The following is a 2411-nucleotide window of genomic DNA, read 5'->3' on the forward strand; positions in this document are numbered from 1 at the left end:
CGCCGCAGCCACAACCGTCGAACAGCCTGCCGATCCAAGGTCGCCCCGATACTGTGCGCCAGACCCAGGAGCCGCGTCAGGGTGACTACCGCGACATCCCGCGCCGCAACGACGGCAATCAACATTGGGAGGCTGGCGGCCCCGGTTCACGCCCAGGCAACAACGGCGGCGGCTACCACAATGAGCGTCCCGGTGATAATCGCTGGCCAGGTCGCCCCGATGGGCACGGCAACGGCTGGGGCCCAGGCCCGCAGTATCGCCCGGGCTATATGGTGGATCGTTTTCCCGAGCGCAATTACCGTGTGCCTTACCGTGGTCAGGATTATTTCTTCTCCGGCGGCTACTGGTATCGCCCGCAAGGCCCGCGCTATGTAGTGGTGGCGCCGCCGTATGGCATCCGCGTGCATTACCTGCCGGATTACGCGCGGGAAGTGTGGGTGGGCAGCGCGCTGTTCTTCCTCGCGGCGGGTGCCTATTACACCTACGAAAGCAGTTCCCAGCAGTACGTGGTGGTGGAGCCGCCGACCGCAGTACCGGCACCGCAGCCGGCGCCCCAGGGCAACGGCGATGACGTGGTGGCCTATCCCGCCAATGGCCAGTCACCGGCGCAGGTGCAGCAGGACGGTTATGACTGTTATCGCTGGGCTGTGCAGCAAAGTGGCTTTGACCCGCAAGCGGTCACCTACGCCCCGGCCCCGGCAGTGGTGCAAACCTACCGCCAGGCCCAGGGCAACTGCCTGAGCAGTCGCGGCTACCAGGTGCAGTACTAGGCCTGGGCGCCGCTCACCACGTCCAACGGGTCGGCGTGTACCAGCACTTCGGCCCGTGGGTAGGCAGCGTGAATGGCATCGGCGGCCTGGTCGCTGATGCCGTGGGCAACAGACAGCGTCAACTCCCCCGGCAATTCCAGGTGCAACTGCACAAACCAGTGGTTGCCGGAGATCCGCGTGCGCAAGTCGTGGGCGCCCAGCACGCCGGGTATGCCACGGGCCAATTCCAGCATGTGCTGGCTGACGTCCGGCGGCAGTTCTTCGTCCATCAACACGGCAAAACTTTCCCGGGCGATCTGAATCGCGCTCCACAGAATGTAGGCCGCGATGCCCAGGCCAAACCAGGCGTCGATCTGATGGAAGCCGAAACCGGCCAAGACCAGTGCAATCAAAATACTGCCATTGAGCAGCAAATCCGAGCGGTAGTGCAGCGAGTCGGCGCGCACGGCACTTGAGCCGGTTTCCCGCACCACGTGGTGTTGCAGGAACAGCAGGGCCACGGTCAGCGCCAGGGACAAAATAATCACCCCAATGCTCAGCCACGGCGCCCCCACGGGCTCGGGATGCTTGATCCGTTCGAATGCCTGCAGCGCAATCAGCACCGCACTGCCGGCGATAAACAACGCCTGCGCCATACCGGCCAGCGACTCCGCCTTGCCATGCCCATAACGGTGATCGTCATCGGCCGGGCGCAGGGCGTAATGCACCGCCAGCAGGTTGAGCAGTGAGGTGACGCCATCGAGCAGTGAGTCGGTCAACCCGGCGAGCATACTCACCGAGCCGCTGAGCCACCAGGCGATCGCCTTGGTCACAATCAGCACAGAGGCCACGCCAACCGAAGCGCGGGTGGCCAGGCGCAAGAGCCGGGCGTGTTCGGGACTGGTGCTCATAAGTGGGTCAGATCCTTAGGCGGACGGTTGCAAACCGAGGGCGGCCAGTTGTTGCACGCTGCCCTTGAACTGGATCATGCGCGGGTCGTCCAGCGGCAAGGTGCGGCCGGTTTCCTGCTGGATGATGGTCTGCAGCTTGGCCGTGTCGACCTTGCCGTCGGCGCCGATGGCTTGCTGCAGTTTTTCCGGGGCGACTTGTGCGGTCTTGCCCGGTTCGAAGTAGATCGCGCCGGTGGCGAAGTCGACGCCGAAGGCGATCAGGCCGGGGATCACGTAGAACAGCAGGCCCACGGCATCGAGCACGGCAATCGTCGGGTCGATCTTGCCGTCGATCTGGCCGCGGCGGTCAGGGTAGAAAATCGAACCGCAGGCCGTCAGTTGGCTCAGCAGCGTGACGGCGACGACACCGCCGATGACCCGGGAAGCGATACGCATGAGAAAAACTCCTGAACAGGGTTGAAAGGTGACTATAAGCCAGATCCGCCAGGCGACGATGATCCGGTGAGGTGCTTGTGAGACCACCACCGGCCTTCAGCAGTTCGCCGTTATACTCGCAGCTCTGCTTTGGAGCCAGTATGAATTCGTTGCCGATCGATGATGTTTTACCCGCCTTGCGTGACGCCTTGGCGAATCGCCATGAAGCCGTGCTGGAAGCACCGCCCGGCGCCGGTAAAACCACCCGCGTACCGTTAGCCTTGTTGAATGAGCCTTGGCTGGCCGGGCAGACCATCCTGATGCTCGAACCGCGACG

The 2411-nt window shown here is 63.7% G+C and carries 3 protein-coding genes and 1 pseudogene; 2 read left to right on the top strand and 2 right to left on the bottom strand.

The genetic code is table 11. The features are described from left to right. A partial coding sequence (locus L9Z73_RS29170; RefSeq protein ID WP_247408331.1) for a DUF6515 family protein occupies window positions 1-770 on the top strand: 770 nt, incomplete at its 5' end. On the opposite strand, the gene L9Z73_RS29175 is transcribed toward L9Z73_RS29170, so the two are convergent. Both L9Z73_RS29175 and L9Z73_RS29180 read right to left on the bottom strand, forming a co-directional pair. Continuing rightward, window positions 767-1660: a cation diffusion facilitator family transporter gene (locus tag L9Z73_RS29175; protein ID WP_247408333.1), complete on the bottom strand. Its 894-nt coding sequence runs from the start codon at window positions 1658-1660 to the stop codon at window positions 767-769. The genes L9Z73_RS29170 and L9Z73_RS29175 overlap by 4 nt on opposite strands. 15 nt (window positions 1661-1675) lie before the next feature. Further along, entirely contained in the window at window positions 1676-2095 is a 420-nt protein-coding gene (locus tag L9Z73_RS29180) for a polyribonucleotide nucleotidyltransferase (RefSeq protein WP_247408335.1), read from the bottom strand. 140 nt (window positions 2096-2235) lie between these two features. Between L9Z73_RS29180 and L9Z73_RS29185 the strand changes: the two are divergent. Next, window positions 2236-2411, top strand: a pseudogene (locus L9Z73_RS29185) (DEAD/DEAH box helicase); the annotation flags it as partial.

It is taken from the genome of Pseudomonas emilianonis (genome assembly GCF_023072625.1).
In the GTDB taxonomy this organism is placed as follows: domain Bacteria; phylum Pseudomonadota; class Gammaproteobacteria; order Pseudomonadales; family Pseudomonadaceae; genus Aquipseudomonas; species Aquipseudomonas paraveronii.